The following is a 15,739-nucleotide window of genomic DNA, read 5'->3' as shown; positions in this document are numbered from 1 at the left end:
CGTCCGCCGCCCCCCCCCCCCCCCCCCGCCCCCCCCCCCCCCCCCCCCCCCCCCCCCCCCCCCCCCCGCCGGTGCCAGAGGTTGTTGCGGGCCAGGAGGGGTAGGACGGACTCGCCGAACCAGTAGGCCTCTTCGAGGTGGGGGTAGCCGGAGAGGATGAACTCGTCGATGCCCAGGTCGGCGTACTCCTTGATGCGGTCGGCGACTTCGCGGTGGCTGCCGACGAGCGCCGTACCGGCACCGCCGCGGGCGAGGCCGACGCCGGCCCAGAGATTGGGGTAGATCTCGAGGTCCTCGGGGCGGCCTTCGTGCAGGGCGAGCATGCGCTTCTGGCCTTCGGATTCGCTGCGTCGCAAGCCTTCCTGGACCCGGGTGATCGTTTCGGGCGGTAGTGCGTCGAGGAGTCGGCGGGCTTCGCGCCAGGCGTCTTCGGAGGTGTCGCGGGTGATGACGTGCAGCCGGATGCCGAAGCGTACGGTGCGACCGGCGTCGGCGGCGAGCTTGCGGATCCAGGCGAGCTTCTCTGCGACCGCGGCTGGTGGTTCGCCCCACGTCAGGTAGACGTCGCTGTGCGCGGCGGCCACTGGGCCGGCGGCTGCGGAGGAACCACCGAAGTAGATGGGTGGCGTGGGGTCGGGTACTGAGACGAGTCGGGCCTGCTCGACGCGAAGATGCTTGCCTGCATAGTCGAACGGGTCGCCGTGTTCCCACAGCTTGCGCACGATCGCCAAGAACTCGTCGGTCCGCGCATACCGCTCGTCCTTGCTGAGGAAGTCGCCGAACGCCTTCTGCTCGGTCGGCTCACCACCGGTCACCACGTTGAGCAGGAGCCGGCCACCGGACTGGTTCTGGAACGTGGTCGCCATCTGCGCGGCCAGCGTGGGGGAGAGCAGACCGGGCCGGAAGGCGACCAGGAACTTCAGCCGATCGGTCGAGTCGAGTAATGATGCCGTCGACAACCAAGCGTCGTCACACCACAGGCCGGTCGGGGTCAGCGCACCGACGAACCCGAGCTCCTCGGCCGCCGTGACGATCTGCCGCAGGTAGCGCGTCGTCACCCGACGATCCCGGTGTACGACGTCCGCGCCGTGGCCGCCGCCGACGATGTTGCGCGAGTCGCCCGACGTGGGCAGGAACCAGTGGAAGGTGAGGGTCATCGAACAGCTCCATCCAGTACACGCTTGTCAGAGTCGAGAGAACGGCCGAGCGCTCTCGCGGAGAGCAGGCTGATGATCGCGATCAGCACGTTGTACGTCGCCAGCCACCACAGGTCGCCGCCGCCGAGACTCACCAGCCAGGCGGCGATCAACGGGGTCAGCCCGGAAGCGACGATGCCGGAGAGGCGGTGGTCTGTCGGTCATCGAAACTCCCGGGCGGTGGGCAAGGGCTACTAAGTCGATGAGGCTAGTTGGGTTTGGTGGAGTGTGGAGCCGATCCCAGCATGTGAGCTGTTGACGTTGCCGGAGCCGCCGCTTAGGGTCGCTCTGTAAACGATTACAAGAACGATTACAGGAGTCCGCCGTGAGTCGTCCGACGATCGCTGGAGTGGCCCGGGCCGCGGGGGTCTCGGTGGCGTCGGTGTCGCGGGTGCTGAACGGGCTGCCGGCGACCGAGGAGATGGCCGAGCGGGTACGGCGGGCTGTCGACCAGCTCGGATATGTACCGGACTCGCGGGCGCGGTCGCTCAAGGTGGGGCGGACGTTCCAGCTGACGTTGGCGGTGGCGGATGTCGGTAACCCCGTCTACGTGACGATGATGCGCGCGGTCGAGGAGGTCGTGTCCGCGGCCGGGTATCGGCTGGTGGTGACCACGACCGGGCCGGACGTGGTCGACGAGGTCGCGCTGGTGCGGGGGATGGCCCGCGGGTACGCCGACGGGCTGGTGATCAGCCCGCTGCGGGTCGATGACGACCTGATCAAGTCGATCCAGGAGTGCGACGTACCGGTGGTTGTCGCCGGCAACGTCCCGGCGAAGGCCGGGGTCGACACGGTGCGGGCGAACTCGCCGAAGGGGATGACGCTGGCTGTCGAGCACCTGGTCGCCCGGGGACGGCGGCGGATCGCGTTTCTGAACGGCCCGGCGGACACGGTGCCGGGGGAGGCGCGAGCGAAGGGGTTCGCGGATGCGTTGCGCGCCCACAAGCTGCAGCCCGCGGCGCAGGTCGAGGCGGTGGACTTCACGTTCGCTGCCGGCCGTGCCGCAGCTCCACAGTTGTTGACCTCGCAGTTCGATGCCGTGATCGCGGCGAACGATCTGCTGGCGGTCGGGCTGATGCACGAGCTGGCCGCGGCCGGGCTCGACGTACCGAAGGATGTTGCGCTGGTCGGGATGGACGACAGCGAGCTGGCCGAGCAGTGCTTCCCGCCGCTGACGAGCGTGAACCTGGGGTCGGCCGAGCGGGGGCGGCGGGCGGCGGAGTTGTTGCTGGCCCGGATCGAGGACGGAGAGCGCTCCCCGCGCCGGATCATCGTGCAGCCGTCTCTCAGTGTCCGGCGGTCCACATGAGTCGCCCGAAGCAGAACCGGGAGGCGATCTTCCTCTTCCTGCCCGCGCTGATCCCGGTCCTGCTGCTCAGCGTCTACCCGCTGGTCCGGGGAATCGCTCTCGGGTTCACGAACGCGCGCGCCGGCCTGCGCGTCGACACGGACTTCATCGGCCTCGGCAACTTCGGCAAGCTGCTGCACAACGATCTTTTCTGGGAGTCGTTCCGGATCGGCGTGATCTGGACGCTCTCGGTGACGATCCTGCAGTTCGTCGCCGCGCTCGGTCTGGCGCTGCTGCTGAACACCAACCTCAGGTTCCGCGGCGTCGCCCGGACGCTCGCACTGATCCCGTGGGCGATGCCGCCGGTGGTGGTCGCGATCATGTGGCGGCTCCTGCTGCACCCGACCAACGGCCCGGTCAACAAGATCCTCCAGGACCTGCACCTGACCGATCACCCGATCAACTTCCTCGGCGACTTCAGTACGGCGTTGCCGGCCGTGATCGTGGTCGGAATCTGGGTCGGTATGCCGATGACCACCGTGACGTTGCTGGCCGGGTTACAAGGGATAGACCGCTCTCTCTACGAAGCTGCGGCCGTCGACGGCGCGAGTGGGTGGCGCCAGTTCTGGAACATCACGCTGCCGCAGCTCAGGACCGTCGTGGTGGCGATCACCAGCCTGGATCTGATCTGGAACTTCAACTCGTTCGGCCTGGTCTACGTGCTCACCGCGGGTGGTCCGGGCGGCAAGACCATGCTGCCGATGCTGTTCGCCTACAACGAGGCGTTCCGCTACGGGAACTTCGGCATGGCCGCGGCCATGGGTGATGTGATGGTCGTGGTCATCATCGTGTTCCTTGCCTTCTACCTGCGCAACCGGCTCCGGAGCCAGGCATGAAGACACGTCCGCTCGCCCGCGCCTTCCAGTACGTCGCTGTGCTCGGCTACCTGGTGTTTCTCGCGTTCCCGCTGCTCTGGCTGATCTCCAGCTCGCTGAAGTCGCCCCGCGAGTTCGCCTCGATCACCCCGAGCTTGCTCCCCAAGCACCTCGACCTCTCGAACTACACCAGCGCTCTCGAAGAGCAAGGCCTGGTCCGATCCCTCGGCAACAGCCTGCAGATCTCGATCCTGACCACGATCCTGGTGCTGATCGTCGCGCTCCCGGTCTCCTACGCGCTGGCCCGGTTCCGCAGTCGCCTGCGGCCGATCACCAACGGCTGGATTCTGGTCAGCCAGGTGTTCCCGGTGATCCTGATCGTGATCCCGCTCTTCATGATCCTGCGACCACTGCACCTGACCAACACCATCCCCGGGGTCGTGCTGGTCTACCTGGTCTGGTCGTTGCCGTTCGCCCTCTGGATGCTCCAGGGGTACGTCGCCGCTGTGCCGCGCGAACTCGAAGAAGCGGCCGCGGTGGACGGCGCGAGCCGGATCCGGACCATCGTCGCGATCGTGATGCCGCTGCTCCGGCCGGGGCTGATCGCGACCGCGATGTTCACGTTCATCTCGGCGTGGAACGAGTTCTTCTTCGCTCTGGTCCTGCTGCAGGATCCGGAGCTCAAGACCCTGCCGCTGGTCCTCGCCCGCTTCGTGGGCGCGGAGGGGCAGGTCCAGTTCGGCCCGCTCGCCGCCGCGTCCGTGCTCGCGACCGTGCCCAGCCTCGTGTTCTTCGCGTTCCTCCAGCGCCGGCTGACCTCCGGCCTGCTGAGCGGCGCCGTCAAAGGCTGACCCATCCCCTGAGGAGAGACAGATGAGGAAACTAGTAACCGCGTTGCTCGCGGCAAGCGCTCTGGTGACGCTTGCCGCCTGCAACAACAACGACGAAGGCGCCTCTGATCCCAATGAGAAGGTGACGCTGAAGTTCCAGAGCCTCGCCTTCCAGAAGACGACCGTCGCCGCGACCAAGAAGATCGTCGCGGACTGGAACGCCGCCAACCCGAACATCCAGGTCGAGTATGTCCAGGGCAGCTGGGACTCGGTGCACGACCAGCTCGTCACCCAGTTCCAGGGTGGGACCGCGCCGGACATCATCCATGACGAGTCCGCCGACATCACCGGTTTCGTCAACCAGGGTTACCTGGCGGACCTCTCGCCGTACCTGAGCCAGGCGACCAAGGACGCCGTACCGCAAGGGGTCTGGGACACCGTCTCCAGTGAGGGCAAGGTGTATGCGGCGCCTACCCTCCTGCAGTCGTACGTCGTCTTCGCGAACACGACCGCGTTGAAGCAGGCCGGGATCACCACGACTGGGGATGCGCTCAGCTGGGACGACCTGGCGGCCAACGCGAAGAAGCTCACCACCGGTGGGAAGCACGGCCTCGGCTGGGGTCTGAAGAGCCCGACCGCGACCGTGCTCAACCTCGGGATGAACTTCGACGCCAAGTTCTTCGACGGCACCGGCCGTGACGCCAAGGCCGCGATCGGCGATGCCGAGCTCGAGGTCCCGAAGCGGATCCACGAGATGGCTTATACCGACAAATCGATCGACCCGACCTCGTTGACGCAGAGCGGCTCGGACGTGCTGCCGGGCTTCTATGCCGGCAAGTACGCGATGGTTGTCGGTGGCAACTACGCGGCGCAGCAGATCCAGGCCGAGGCGCCGAAGGGCTTCCAATGGGAGGTGCTGCCGCCGCTCAAGGGGACCAGTGCCAAGCAGGCCGCGAACCCACAGACCCTCTCGGTACCGGCGGAGAGCAAGCACGTGAAGCAGTCGGCACAGTTCATCGACTACTTCATGAAGGCCGACAACCTGGCCGCGGTCGGTCAGGGCGACTGGCTGATCCCGACCACCCAGGCGGCCCGGGACGTGATCCTGAAGACGACCGGTGGCAAGGACGGCTGGCAGCAGACGCTCGCCAGCGGTTCCGAGCTGACCAAGGCGCCGTTCCAGAGCGTGGAGAACTACCCGAAGTGGAAGGACCAGATCGCGACTCCCGCGTTGCAGGAGTACCTGGCGAACAAGACCGATCTGGAGGCCCTGGGCAAGAAACTGAGTGACGGATGGGGGCAGGTCAACAGCTGATGCCTGACAGTGCGTTGGAAGACAAGTCGACAGGTGCCCTTGTCGGTTCCGCCGTTGGCGATGCGATCGGTGGCGCCGTCGAGGGCTGGACCCCGACGGCGATCCGCGAACGGCACGGCGGTTGGGTGACCGGCATCGTCGGTCCCTGGTACGACGACTGGCGCACCGCGCGGCCGATCGCGCCGTACCACAAGGGCGATGGGCACATCACCGACGACACCTTGATGACGCACGCGTTGGTCGAGGTGTACGACGAACGCCGGGCGCACCTGGATGCGTACGCGATCGCCGAGTCGCTGGTACCGAAGATGATCACGGGCCGCCGCTGGGTTCCCGAGCTGGAGGCGGACGCGTTGTTGCTGCAACGCGTCTTCCTGGCCGAGAAATGGCTCGTGACCCGGTTGCACTATGGGCATGTCGACCCGCGCGAGGCCGGCGTCGGCAACATCGTCAACTGCGGCGCCGCGATGTACATGGCGCCGGTCGGGATCGCGAACGCCGGTGATCCGGTCGGCGCCTACACCGAGGCGATCGACGTCGCCGGTGCGCATCAGTCGAGCTACGGGCGGGAGGCGGCCGGGGTGTTCGCGGCCGCGGTCGCCGCGGCAATGGTGCCGGGGGCAACAACCGCGGAAGTAGTCGAAGCGGTCCTCGCCGTCGCCAAGGACGGCACCCGGGAGGCCATCCAGGCGGTGGCCGAGGCGGCGAGCGGTGTGACGGACTGGGAAGAGGCGATTCCCCTGCTGCGTAACGCGGTTGAGCCGTTCGACAGCGTCGGTCCGGACTATCGCGATCAGTCGCTGGACGCGAGAAGGCCGAGCCGGACGAAGGCGATCGAGGAGCTGCCGATCGCGCTCGGCTTCGTGCTGGTCTCCGAGGGTGACGTACGGCGCGCTGTCCTCGGCGGCACGAACTACGGTCGGGATGCCGACTCGATCGCGTCGATGGCCGGCGCCATCACCGGTGCACTCGGCGGACTGAACGGCGTACCGGCTGAGTGGGCGGCTGAGGTCGCGGAGGCGAGCCGGACCGATCTGGTCCGGCCGGGGATATTGATGGCGTCGGTGGCGCGCGAGTTGCACGAGGCTGATGCGCGTCGGTGGGCGCGGCGGGCCGAAGTACTGGAGAATCTGTCCTGATGAGATTGACGTGGGTACAGCCGGAGGATCTGCTGCCGCATCAACTGGTCCAGTGTCGGTCGCAGGGTGTCGACGTCGCTGACCTGCAGAAACGCTGGATCGACGCCGGGGGAGTGGCCGAAGCCCCGGTCTCGGGTGCGTCCGACAAGCCGGCCAGTTCCGAACTGCGCGCCTTGGCGCGTGTGCTCCTGAGCCAACTCGATGCACGCACGCCGAATTGGGTCGAGCCCGAAATCCCGTCGCTCCCCCATCTCGGTACCTCGACGGATCGCATTCACGACGCGTGGGTCGGCAGGGCCGCCGGGAATCTGCTCGGGAAACCGGTGGAGAAGATCCCACGCGAGGGCATCCGCGAGATCCTGCAGTCGTCAGGCCAGTGGCCGCTCACGCAGTACGTGACCGCCGTCGGCGTACCGGAGGAGGTCCTGCGGCGGTGGCCGTGGAACCGGGCGTCCGCACCGACCAGCCTGCGGGAGGTCATCGACGGGATGCCGGAGGACGACGACCTCAACTACGCCGTCCTCGCGCTGCGGATGCTCGAACAGTACGGCGAGGCGCTGACCACCGAGGATGTCGCGCAGACCTGGTTGCGGGATCTCCCGGCAGCAAGGGTCTTCACCGCCGAACGTGTTGCCTACCGCAACCTTCTCGACGGTGTGGACCCCAGCAGAGCGGCCGTCGTCGGCAACCCGTTCCGTGAATGGATCGGCGCCCAGATCCGGACCGACGTCTACGGCTGGACACACCCAGGCGACCGTACGGCGGCCGCCCGGCTCGCGCTCGTCGACGCGCGGCTGAGCCACACCGGTGCCGGGGTGGACGGCGCGCTGTGGGTGGCCGCGATGTCGGCCGCAGCGATGGTGGTCGACTCGCCGGTCGAGGCTGCGCTGGCGGGGCTGGACGTGATCTCGGTCGATGGAGCGCTCTCCCGTGCGGTCCGGTTCGGGCTGGCGCTCGCGGGGTACCCGTTGGATGACGCTCTGGATGCGCTCCACGCGGAGTACGGCGAGCTGCACTGGGTACATGCGGTGAACAATTCGGCACTGACCGGATACGCGCTGACGGCACCCGACTTCACGACGGCGATTGGCCGGTCCGTCATGGCAGGGTGGGACACGGACTCGGTCGGGGCCACCGTCGGTGCCGTATTTGGTGCCGTCCGGGGAGTTCCGGCAGAGTGGTCTGCACCACTCAAGAACCGGTTGGCCACCAGCCTGCCGGGGATGGCACGGCTGGCGATCGACGAACTGGCGAACAGGACTGTGGAGGTGGCCCGGGGTGGAGTCTGACGTTGTCGTCGTGGGGAGCGCGAACGTGGATCTGGTCCTCCCCGTGCAGCGCATCCCACGCCCCGGCGAGACCGTGCTCGCGGGCGTGATGACGCGCGGCCCCGGCGGCAAAGGCGCCAACCAGGCGGCGGCGAGCGCGCGGGCCGGCGCACAGACGGCGATGGTCGCGTGCCTCGGCGCCGACGACGGTGGAGCGCTGCTCCGCGACACCCTGACCGAAGCTGGAGTAGACCTCGCCCTGGTCACCACCTCGGACGCCCCGACCGGTACGGCGATCATCACGGTCGAGGCGAGTGGTGAGAACTCGATCGTGGTCGCGCCCGGTGCCAACGGCGAGCTGGCCCTGTCGCCCGAGGCGGCCCACGTGATCGGCGGCGCCAAGATCGTGCTGGCCCAGCTGGAGATCCCGATGGCGACCGTGCAGGAAGCCGCGGCGACCAGCTCGTACTTCATTCTGAACGCGGCCCCGGCGGCCGAGTTGCCGAGCGCATTGCTGGCCGACGTCGACCTGCTCGTGGTCAACGAGAGTGAGGCCGAGGCGATCGGTGGTTCGGACCGCAACGACCTGCTGAAGCTGGTGCCGGCCGCCGTGGTCACACTCGGCGGCGCCGGCGCGGTGATCCTGACCCGGGGGAACGACGAGATCACGGTTCCCGGCGTACCGGCCGAGGTCGTCGACACCACGGCCGCGGGGGACACCTTCTGCGGGGTGCTCGCAGCAACCTTGTCTTCCGGGTCAGCGATCGAGCCGATTACCCCCCGCGACCTGACGAACGCGGTCCGACGCGCTAACGTTGCTGCTGCACTGAGTGTTCAAACCGCGGGAGCCATTGCCTCGGTGCCTCACGGGGATGCGATCGACGCGCGTTACGCGGAGGTGTATCTGTGAGTCCGCACGAACCGAGACCTATCGATCTGCCGTCCCGGGTGGATCTGGGGTTCCGGACCGACCTGTCCTTCCTCGACGACGCCAAGATCCTCGGCGCGCCGGAAGACCCGGCGGATCTGCCGCGGTGGCGGGCCAAGCTCGCCGAGTGGCTGATCGGTTCGTACGAGCGCACGCCGTACAACGGCAGCCAGTACGACGTGCCCGAGCGGGCGTGGACCCAGACGGCGTACTCGGTGGCGCTCGTCTGGTTGTGGGACGACCTGCTGTACGACGTCTCGACCGGGCGGTTCACCCCGGAGAAATTCGTCCGGCACGGGATCGAGCAGTTCGGTGGGCACGACGCGATCGTGCTGTGGCACGCGTACCCGGTGATCGGGATCGACTCGCGGAACCAGTTCGACTTCTATCGCGACGTCCCGGGGTTGCGGGAGCTGATCGATGACCTGCATCGCCTTGGGGTCAAGGTCTTCTTCGACTACAACCCCTGGGATGTCGGGACGCGGCGGGCTGCTCGTCCGGACGCGGCAGAGTTCGCCGCACTGGTGGCGGACTACGCCGTCGACGGCGTCTTCCTCGATACGTTGAAGGAAGGCGATCCGACCTTCACCCGGGCCTTGCGTGCGGCCAATCCGGCGATCGCGCTCGAGGGTGAGTCACGGTTGCCGATGGCAAGGGTCAGCGATCATGCGCTGTCCTGGGCGCAGTGGTTCGCCGACACGCATGCGCCAGGTGTCCTGCGGGCGCACCTGTTCGAGCGCCGGCACATGATGCACCACACCCGCCGCTGGAACCGCGACCACAGCGCCGAGCTGCAGTCCGCGTGGATCAACGGCGTCGGGATCCTGGTCTGGGAGTCGGTCTTCTCCAGCTGGGTCGGCTGGAATGCCCGCGACCGCGCGACCCTGCGCCGGATGGTGGCCGCGCAGCGTGCCTTCGCGCCGGTGCTGATCGACGGCGACTGGATCCAGCTGACGCCCGAGATCCCGGACAAGGCGCGCGTGCACGGCATCTACGGTTCGCGGTTCGACCTGCAGGACATCACGTTCTGGACGTTGATCAACCGGCACGAGGACGACTTCGAGGGCATCGTGCTGCGGTCGGAGGATCAGGTCGGCGACTGGTACGACGTGACGTCCGGCGTACCGATCACGGCGAACGACGACGGCGTCCACCTCGTCGTACCGGGTCGTGGTGTGACCGGAATCGTCCGAGTCGGTGCGACCGCCGGAGCGAGTTGCCGGACGACCGCGCGCAAGCTGGGCACGCTCGAGCGGCCGCATGTCGATGATTCCGCGTTCCCGATGCGGCCGGCCGAACGGTTGCCGGTGTCAACAGTCTCCGGTACGGCGTCGATCGGCCCGACCGTCGACGTACCGGCTGGGGCTCAGCGGCTGACCGTGAAGCACCGGCGTCGCGAGACCGGGTTGTACGACCAAGCGCCGTACGTGGAGGAGTGGAAGCCGTTGCCGCCACGCCTGCACGACGTCCGCACGATCACGCGCGACGTTGAGCTGCCGGGGATCGCGGTCGCGGTCTCCGAGGTGACGAACGCGGAGTACTTCGCGTTCGTGCAGGCGACCGGGTATCGGCCGCTGATCGCCAATCGCTTCCTCGCGCATTGGGTCGACGGTGCGCCGGCGGCCGGTACTGAGGACCAGCCGGTGACGTATGTCGATCTGCCGGATGCACGGGCCTATGCGGACTGGCGCGGTGGGCGGTTGCCGACCGAGGACGAGTGGCAGGTCGCGGCCGGGCTGGACGGATTCACCCGGGCCGAGCCGTTGGTGTGGAACCTGACCGAGAGCGAACACCGCGACGGCCGCAGCCGGTTCTGCATCCTGAAGGGCGGTTCGCATTATGTTGCCAAGGGCTCCGATTGGTACGCCGATGGTGGGCCGCGCGAACCGGAAGTGAGCTTCAAGTTGGTGCTGACCGGTGGTGGTCTCGACCGGTCGGAGACCATCGGCTTCCGGTGTGCGGGATGAGACCTGCTCCTCTTGACGGGGTGAGGGTGCTCGAGGCGGCGACGCTGTTCGCGGGACCGCTGGCGGCGACATTCCTGGGTGACTTCGGGGCGGACGTCACGAAGATCGAGCACCCGGCACGCCCGGATGCGGCGCGCACGCACGGTGCGTCGAAGAACGGCGTCGGGTTGTGGTTCAAGACGCTCGGCCGGAACAAGCGGCTCGCGACGCTCGATCTGTCCCAGGGTCGGGACGTCTTCCTGGATCTCGTGCGGCGGAACGACGTACTGGTGGAGAACTTCCGGCCGGGGACGCTGGAGCGCTGGGGGCTCGGGCCTGAGGTGTTGCTGGCGGCGAATCCGCGGTTGGTGATTGCTCGGGTGACGGCCTTTGGCCAGGTCGGGCCTTGGTCCGGGCGGCCCGGGTTCGGATCGTTGGCTGAGGCAATGAGTGGGTTTGCGGCGGTAACCGGTGAGCCCGATGGGCCGCCCACGCTGCCGCCGTTCGGGCTCGCTGACGGGATCACCGCGCTCGCCACCGCGTACGCCGTACTGGTGGCTTTGCGCGAACGGGATCGGTCCGGAGCCGGGCAGGTGATCGACATGGCGATCATCGAGCCGATTCTGATGATGCTCGGTGGCGGGATCACGGCATACCAGCAGACCGGGTACGTGCAGCCGCGGTTGGGGAATCGGTCGTCGAACAACGCGCCACGCAACGTCTATCAGACCGCTGACGGGCGTTGGGTCGCGGTGTCGACGAGCTCGCAGAGCATTGCCGAGCGGGTGATCACGCTGGTCGGACGCGGCGACCTGGTGGCCGAGCCGTGGTTCGCGACCGGGCGAGAGCGCGCGGAGCATGCCGACGAGCTGGATGAGGCGGTTGGCTCGTGGATTGCCGCGCGGCCGCTTGACGAAGTGATGGACGCGTTCGAGAAGGCCGAGGCCGCGGTGGGGCCGGTGCACGACATCCGCGGGATCGTGAGCGATCCGCAGTACGCCGCACTGCAGACGATCGTTGCCGTGGACGACGATGAGCTGGGCGGGCCGGTCGAGATGCAGAACGTGCTCTTCCGGCTGTCCGAATCACCGGGATCGATCCGCTGGGCGGGGCGGAAGCATGGTGCGAACACCGACGAGGTGCTGGCCGAGATCGGGGTGACTCCGGAACAGCTCGCGGCATTACGTGCAGCAGGCGTGGTCTAGTGGTAGGGGGAGCTTGTGCTGACAGGTTTGTACGTTCCAGCGAATCGGCCGGATCGATTTGCGAAGGCCGTTGCCGCGGGCCCGGATCTGGTCGTGTTCGACCTGGAGGACGCCGTACCGGTCGATGCGAAGGCGACGGCGCGGCAATGGGCGGTGGCCTGGATCGCTGCCCATCCGCAGGATCGGGTGGAGCTGCGGGTGAACGCGCCCGGGACGCCGTGGCTTGCGGACGACCTGGCCGCGGTGGCCGCCGTACCGGGGATCCGGCTGCGGCTGCCCAAGGTGGAGAGCGCTCTCGACGTTCTCGAGGTGCTGGAACAGGTGCCGTCGGCGAAGATCACGGCGCTGATCGAGTCACCGCTCGGGTTGGAGCGCGCCTTCGAGATCGCCTCGGCGGATCCGCGCGTGATCGCGGTCGCGTTGGGAGAGGCGGATCTGCGCAGCTCGCTCGGGGTGGACGGTTCGGAGGGGCTCACCTGGGCGCGTGGTCGGCTCGTGTCGGCCTCGCGGGCCGCCGGGCTGGGCGCGCCGATGATGTCGGTTCACGCGCGCGTCGATGACGATGAGGGGCTGCGCCGGACGAGCTTGGCCGGGCGGGCGCTCGGGTTCGTCGGTCGGATGGCGATCCACCCGGACCAGTTGGCCACGATCGTGGAGTGCTTCACCCCTAGCGCCGCACAGGTCGCCGAGGCACTCGAACTGTTGACGGCCGTCGACCAGACCGGTGGCGTCGTGGTGCTCCCGGATGGCCGGATGGCCGATCCTGCGATGATCGGGCGCGCCCGGGAGGTCACAGCGCTCGCCAGGGAGATAGAGCGCAGGTCGTAGGCGACAGCTATCGACGTACTGACATGAAGTGTACAGTTCTGTACATGAGTGACACGTTGCCGATCACCGAGGCCCGCGGCCAGCTGGGTGCGCTGGTGCGCCGAGCCTCCGCCCGCCGTGAACGGACGACGATCACCGATCACGGTGAGGCCGCCGCGGTGATCATCTCCGCGCAGGAACTGGCCGATCTCGAAGACCAGCTGGCAGTCGCGTTGTACCAGGCCGCGAAGGCGATGGGGCAGGTGCCGACGGTGCCGCACGACGAGGTTAGGCGCCGGCTTGGCATGAGCCAGGCGTGACCTATCAAGTCGTCTGGAGCGAACGTGCTCTGGACCAGGCCGCGGGCTACCTCGAGGAAGATCCCGCCGGGCTCGAACAGCTCATGACCGCCATCGACACCCTCGCCGACGAACCGCGGCCCGAGTGGTCCGTCGAATTCGGGTCGCCTGGAATCCGGCGGATGGACGTCGGACGTTTCCGGGTTCTCTATGACATCTACGCGAGTTCAGTGGTGATCGTCGTCATCCACGCCGGGCAGGCCAGCTAAGGTCGTAGGCATGCTGCCGCGCAGTGTTGATGCCGTGGTGATCGGTTCGGGGCCCAACGGGCTGGTGAGCGCGATCGGGTTGGCCGATGCCGGGTGGGACGTCCTCGTGCTGGAGGCCGCGGACACCTTCGGAGGTGCCGTCCGGTCGACCACCGCTGACGGCTGGGTCAGCGACCGATTCAGTTCGAACTATCCGCTGGGTGTCGCGTCGCCGGTGATCCGGGCGCTCGGGCTCGAGCGGTTCGGGTTGAAGTGGGGGCACGCGCCGCTGCCGCTGGCGCACCTGCTCGACGCCGACGAGGGGACGGCGGTCGCGATTCACCCCGATCCCGAGGACACCGCGAAGTCGGTCGGTGCTGATCATCCGGGTGACGGCGAGGCGTGGCTGCGGCTCTACCAGCAGTACGTCGCGTTGCGGGAGCCGCTGCTGAAGTCCCTGCTCACCGGGTGGCCCCCGGTCGCGCCGGCGGTCAAGCTGGTCCGCAAGCTCGGGTCGGCAGGGGAGCTGCTGCGGTTCGCGCGTTTCATGGCGATGCCGATGCATCGGATGGGCAAGGAGCTGTTCGCCGGGCCGCGAGGTAGTGCATTGCTGGCGGGGAACGCGATGCATGCTGATTCGCCGTTGTTGGGCAGTGTCAGCGGGACGATGGGCTGGTTGCTGGCGATGCTGGCGCAGGACGTCGGCTATCCGGTCGCTGTCGGTGGATCCAGTGCGTTCTCCGGTGCGTTGGTAGCGCGGGCTGAGCGGGCGGGCGTGCTGTTCGCTGCGTCGATGCCGGTGACTTCGGTCGAGGTGACCGGTGGCCGGGCGACCGCCGTACTGACTGCTTCGGGGGAGCGGGTCGCGGTCTCGCGAGCCGTGATCGCGGACACCTCGGCGCCGGCGCTGTACGACGCTCTGTTGTCGGGGGCAACTATCCCGTCGGGGTTGCGGCGTGATCTGGACGAGCGCTTCGAGTGGGATTATCCGACCGTCAAGCTCAACTTCCGCCTGAGTGAGCCGATTCCCTGGAAGGCGGCCGAGGCGCGGTCTGCCGGAGTGGTGCACCTTGGCGGGACGGCCGACGAGTTGGTGCACCTGTCGGCGGATCTGGACACCGGGCGGGTACCGGCGCAGCCGTTCCTGCTGATCGGGCAGACCACGAAGTCGGACCCGTCGCGCTCGCCGGAAGGGACCGAGGCGGTCTGGGCGTATGCGCATCTGCCGCGCGGGATCGCCGACGACGAGGCCGCGGAGAAGTTGTCGGGGCGGATGGAGCGCGCGATCGAACGGTTCGCGCCTGGCTTTGGTTCGGTGGTGATCGAGCGGGAGTTGCAGCGGCCGAGTGTGCTGGAGGCGGGCAACGCCGCGCTGGGCTTCGGAGCGCTCGGCGGCGGCACGATGCAGCTCCAGCAGCAGCTGATCTTCCGGCCGACGATCGGCCTCGGGAGCCCGCGCACCTTCGTCGACGGCCTGTACCTGGGCAGCTCGGCGATCCACCCGGGCGGCGGCGTCCACGGTGCCTGCGGTCACCTCGCAGCCCGTACGGCGTTGCGCGACGCCTCGCTGCTCGGCCCGGTCACTCGCTCGTTCCCCACCGCTGCGCTCCGTCGCCTGCAGAAGTGAAGCTCCCCGAGTCCACCTGCCGCTCCCGTTTCGCGGGAGCGCGAGTGGCCCGGCTGGCGACCGTCAGCGCGGACGGACAGCCGCACCTGATCCCGGTGACCTTCGCAGTTGCCGGCGACGAGGTGTTCATCGCCATCGACCACAAGCCGAAGACCACCACGAACCTGCGGCGGCTCCGGAACATCGCCGCCAACCCGTCAGTGACGCTGCTGGTCGACGAGTACGACGACGCGGAGTGGGCTCAGCTCTGGTGGGTCCGCGCCGACGGCGTCGCCCGAGTGCTCGACACCCCGCCGCCCGAGGTCGAACTGCTGATCGCGAAGTACCCGCAGTACGCCGCGAACCCGCCGCGCGGGCCGGTGATCGCCGTACAGGTCGATCGCTGGAGCGGTTGGGCGTTCGCCTGATCAGGCCCTCCTGCCTGAGGTATCGACGCGCAAGGCACCGATCGAACGCACCGGGCGGCCCGCGCCATGGCTGAACTCCCGCTCCACTGAACCCACCACGCCGTCGCGAGTGAACCCACCACGCCGCCGCGAGTGAACCCACCGTGCGAATGTGTCGTCGAGTGTGCGGACCGTGTCGCCGGAAATCGATGTCCAACGGCACGGTCCGCACACTGGATGGCCGACCGCACACTGGCGGCACTCGCGGGGTCGCGGCTTGGGCGGATGGGGGAGCGCAGCTCGCCGGGAACGGGTAACGCTCCCCAATCTCCCGCAACCAGGTGAGTCGCTGGCGACGTGGTAATTGCCTGTACATCCGCGA

General features: G+C 68.1%; 16 protein-coding genes (1 of these 16 cut by a window edge). 14 read left to right on the top strand and 2 right to left on the bottom strand.

The features are described 5' to 3' along the window. Positions 1 to 1,157, bottom strand: partial view of an LLM class flavin-dependent oxidoreductase gene (locus ACIA49_RS33970; protein WP_396382123.1) — the 5' portion only. The gene continues 76 nt to the left of window position 1, outside the view; 1,157 of the gene's 1,233 nt are visible here — the first part of the coding sequence; the start codon lies at positions 1,155 to 1,157; the stop codon falls past the left edge of the window. Further along, positions 1,154 to 1,309 (bottom strand): hypothetical protein, encoded by a 156-nt coding sequence (locus tag ACIA49_RS33965; RefSeq protein WP_396382120.1) that lies wholly within the window; start codon positions 1,307 to 1,309, stop codon positions 1,154 to 1,156. Before ACIA49_RS33965 ends, ACIA49_RS33970 begins: the two co-directional genes overlap by 4 nt. A gap of 212 nt (positions 1,310 to 1,521) precedes the next feature. Here ACIA49_RS33965 and ACIA49_RS33960 point away from each other — a divergent pair, with 212 nt between their 5' ends. Genes ACIA49_RS33960 through ACIA49_RS33895 form a run of 14 tightly spaced genes read left to right on the top strand, consistent with a single transcriptional unit; the run spans position 1,522 to position 15,378 of the window. Continuing rightward, entirely contained in the window at positions 1,522 to 2,505 is a 984-nt protein-coding gene (locus ACIA49_RS33960) for a LacI family DNA-binding transcriptional regulator (RefSeq protein WP_396382118.1), read from the top strand. Continuing rightward, positions 2,502 to 3,380: a carbohydrate ABC transporter permease gene (locus ACIA49_RS33955; RefSeq protein WP_396382117.1), complete on the top strand. Its 879-nt coding sequence runs from the start codon at positions 2,502 to 2,504 to the stop codon at positions 3,378 to 3,380. Before ACIA49_RS33960 ends, ACIA49_RS33955 begins: the two co-directional genes overlap by 4 nt. Next, the gene (locus ACIA49_RS33950) at positions 3,377 to 4,210 is read left to right on the top strand and encodes a carbohydrate ABC transporter permease (RefSeq protein ID WP_396382114.1); all 834 of its coding nucleotides are present in this window, start codon (positions 3,377 to 3,379) and stop codon (positions 4,208 to 4,210) included. Before ACIA49_RS33955 ends, ACIA49_RS33950 begins: the two co-directional genes overlap by 4 nt. Positions 4,211 to 4,232: 22 nt before the next feature. After that, entirely contained in the window at positions 4,233 to 5,504 is a 1,272-nt protein-coding gene (locus tag ACIA49_RS33945; protein ID WP_396382111.1) for an ABC transporter substrate-binding protein, read from the top strand. Further along, positions 5,504 to 6,643: an ADP-ribosylglycohydrolase family protein gene (locus tag ACIA49_RS33940; protein ID WP_396382109.1), complete on the top strand. Its 1,140-nt coding sequence runs from the start codon at positions 5,504 to 5,506 to the stop codon at positions 6,641 to 6,643. Before ACIA49_RS33945 ends, ACIA49_RS33940 begins: the two co-directional genes overlap by 1 nt. Further along, a complete protein-coding gene (locus tag ACIA49_RS33935; RefSeq protein ID WP_396382106.1) occupies positions 6,643 to 7,932 on the top strand; it encodes an ADP-ribosylglycohydrolase family protein in 1,290 nt (429 codons plus the stop codon). The genes ACIA49_RS33940 and ACIA49_RS33935 overlap by 1 nt, the downstream gene beginning before the upstream one ends. Continuing rightward, positions 7,922 to 8,821 carry a ribokinase gene (locus tag ACIA49_RS33930; protein ID WP_396382105.1) on the top strand — a complete coding sequence of 300 codons (900 nt, stop codon included), beginning with the start codon at positions 7,922 to 7,924 and terminating at the stop codon, positions 8,819 to 8,821. The genes ACIA49_RS33935 and ACIA49_RS33930 overlap by 11 nt, the downstream gene beginning before the upstream one ends. Then, complete coding sequence (locus ACIA49_RS33925; protein WP_396382103.1) at positions 8,818 to 10,806, top strand: SUMF1/EgtB/PvdO family nonheme iron enzyme; 1,989 nt, start codon at positions 8,818 to 8,820, stop codon at positions 10,804 to 10,806. The genes ACIA49_RS33930 and ACIA49_RS33925 overlap by 4 nt, the downstream gene beginning before the upstream one ends. Then, on the top strand, positions 10,803 to 11,990 hold the full coding sequence (locus ACIA49_RS33920; protein ID WP_396382102.1) for a CaiB/BaiF CoA transferase family protein: 1,188 nt from the start codon (positions 10,803 to 10,805) through the stop codon (positions 11,988 to 11,990). The genes ACIA49_RS33925 and ACIA49_RS33920 overlap by 4 nt, the downstream gene beginning before the upstream one ends. Positions 11,991 to 12,005: 15 nt before the next feature. Continuing rightward, positions 12,006 to 12,818: an HpcH/HpaI aldolase/citrate lyase family protein gene (locus ACIA49_RS33915; protein ID WP_396382101.1), complete on the top strand. Its 813-nt coding sequence runs from the start codon at positions 12,006 to 12,008 to the stop codon at positions 12,816 to 12,818. Positions 12,819 to 12,862: 44 nt separating this feature from the next. Then, positions 12,863 to 13,117, top strand: coding sequence for a type II toxin-antitoxin system Phd/YefM family antitoxin (locus ACIA49_RS33910; protein WP_396382099.1), 255 nt, complete (start codon positions 12,863 to 12,865; stop codon positions 13,115 to 13,117). After that, a complete protein-coding gene (locus ACIA49_RS33905; RefSeq protein WP_396382098.1) occupies positions 13,114 to 13,365 on the top strand; it encodes a type II toxin-antitoxin system RelE/ParE family toxin in 252 nt (83 codons plus the stop codon). Before ACIA49_RS33910 ends, ACIA49_RS33905 begins: the two co-directional genes overlap by 4 nt. A gap of 10 nt (positions 13,366 to 13,375) precedes the next feature. Then, positions 13,376 to 14,971: a phytoene desaturase family protein gene (locus ACIA49_RS33900; protein ID WP_396382095.1), complete on the top strand. Its 1,596-nt coding sequence runs from the start codon at positions 13,376 to 13,378 to the stop codon at positions 14,969 to 14,971. After that, positions 14,968 to 15,378, top strand: coding sequence for a TIGR03668 family PPOX class F420-dependent oxidoreductase (locus ACIA49_RS33895; RefSeq protein WP_396382093.1), 411 nt, complete (start codon positions 14,968 to 14,970; stop codon positions 15,376 to 15,378). Before ACIA49_RS33900 ends, ACIA49_RS33895 begins: the two co-directional genes overlap by 4 nt. Positions 15,379 to 15,739 lie beyond the last annotated feature (361 nt).

The organism is Kribbella sp. NPDC051587, from assembly GCF_044453945.1.
Lineage (GTDB): Bacteria > Actinomycetota > Actinomycetes > Propionibacteriales > Kribbellaceae > Kribbella.
Note: the sequence above shows the minus strand (reverse complement) of the source record. Positions and strands in the feature narration are given on the sequence as shown.

Coding starts and splice junctions, on each gene's coding strand:
- ACIA49_RS33955 (WP_396382117.1), top strand. CDS start 2,502: ATGAGTCGCCCGAAGCAGAACCGGGAGGCGATCTTCCTCTTCCTGCCC.
- ACIA49_RS33950 (WP_396382114.1), top strand. CDS start 3,377: ATGAAGACACGTCCGCTCGCCCGCGCCTTCCAGTACGTCGCTGTGCTC.
- ACIA49_RS33945 (WP_396382111.1), top strand. CDS start 4,233: ATGAGGAAACTAGTAACCGCGTTGCTCGCGGCAAGCGCTCTGGTGACG.
- ACIA49_RS33940 (WP_396382109.1), top strand. CDS start 5,504: ATGCCTGACAGTGCGTTGGAAGACAAGTCGACAGGTGCCCTTGTCGGT.
- ACIA49_RS33935 (WP_396382106.1), top strand. CDS start 6,643: ATGAGATTGACGTGGGTACAGCCGGAGGATCTGCTGCCGCATCAACTG.
- ACIA49_RS33920 (WP_396382102.1), top strand. CDS start 10,803: ATGAGACCTGCTCCTCTTGACGGGGTGAGGGTGCTCGAGGCGGCGACG.
- ACIA49_RS33910 (WP_396382099.1), top strand. CDS start 12,863: ATGAGTGACACGTTGCCGATCACCGAGGCCCGCGGCCAGCTGGGTGCG.
- ACIA49_RS33900 (WP_396382095.1), top strand. CDS start 13,376: ATGCTGCCGCGCAGTGTTGATGCCGTGGTGATCGGTTCGGGGCCCAAC.